This is a genomic window from Methylobacterium sp. WL116 (assembly GCF_008039455.1).
Classification (GTDB): Bacteria; Pseudomonadota; Alphaproteobacteria; order Rhizobiales; family Beijerinckiaceae; genus Methylobacterium.
Window position 1 is genome coordinate 1 of sequence record NZ_VRUV01000896.1, and the last position, 1,099, is coordinate 1,099.

1 protein-coding gene is annotated in these 1,099 nt (G+C 72.1%); it reads right to left on the reverse strand.

What is annotated here, in order from left to right; all coding sequences use genetic code 11:
* Nucleotides 1-28 precede the first annotated feature (28 nt).
* Complete coding sequence (locus FV223_RS28280; protein ID WP_187274982.1) at nucleotides 29-814, reverse strand: SDR family oxidoreductase; 786 nt, start codon at nucleotides 812-814, stop codon at nucleotides 29-31.
* Nucleotides 815-1,099 lie beyond the last annotated feature (285 nt).

Genomic DNA, 1,099 nt, shown 5'->3' on the forward strand with positions numbered 1-1,099 from the left:
CTACCGCGCGGCCTGAGCCGCCGGCGGCTCAGGCCGCGCGGTAGCGCTCCGCCGCATGCGGCCGCCCGAGATTGGGCAGCATCGCCTGGCGCCCGGCCTCGTAGGCGCTCCACTGCCCGGCATCGGGCAGCGGCGGGATCGTCACGGTCTCGCGCCGGTCGAAGCCGACGAGGGCGGCGTCCACCAGCTCGCCGACCTCCATGACGTTGTCGAGGGTGTTCACGTCGGCGCCGGACCGCTCCCAGATCTCGGTGCGGGTGGCGGCCGGCAGCACCGCCTGGACGTGCACCCCCTTGGGCCCGAGCTCGAGATGCAGCCCCTGGCTGAGATAGAGCACGAAGGCCTTGGTCGCCCCGTACACCGACATGCCGAGTTCCGGGGCGAGGCCGACGACCGAGCCGATGTTGATGATCGCGCCGGTGCCGGCCCGGACGAAGCGCGGCGCCGCGGCGTTGGCGAGCCGCGTCAGCGCGGTGACGTTGAGGGTGATGAGGGCGGCGAGCGGACCGGGATTCTGGTCGACGAAGGGCCCCAGCACCGCCGCGCCGGCATTGTTGACGAGCACGCCGATGCGCGCGTCCTCACGCAGGCGCGCCTCGACGCGGGCGAGGTCGGCCTCCACGGTGAGGTCGGCCTGGACCACGTCCACGGCGATTCCGGCCTCGCGCCGCAGCCGGTCGGCGAGGGCTTCGAGGCGCTGCCCGTCGCGGGCGACCAGCACGAGGTCGTGGCCGCGCCGCGCGAAGCGGTCGGCATAGGTGGCACCGATCCCGGACGAGGCGCCGGTGACGAGAACTGCGGGCTTGGTGGACATGGCCGATCTCTCCTGCTCGAACATGATGATCATCATGTATAAGCCGACATGATGACCATCATGGTCTGCGTCAAGCGCGGTGATCGGGGCCGGTGTGAGGTGGCGCACAGGGCGCGGTTTTCGCCGGATCGGATGCGAGCCGGCGGCTCAGCAAGCCGACGTCATGCGCCGCGACCGAAGCGGAAGCGCCTCTCCCTCCCCCCCGACGGATCTCGGGCCTGCCCGAGATCCGCACCGTGTGTGCCCAAAGAGGGCGGGCCCGACTTGGGTGCGGGGGAGGGTGGC

What these genes read in the sequence shown, in the direction of transcription:
- FV223_RS28280 (WP_187274982.1), bottom strand. Translation starts at nt 814, where the DNA reads ATGTCCACCAAGCCCGCAGTTCTCGTCACCGGCGCCTCGTCCGGGATC.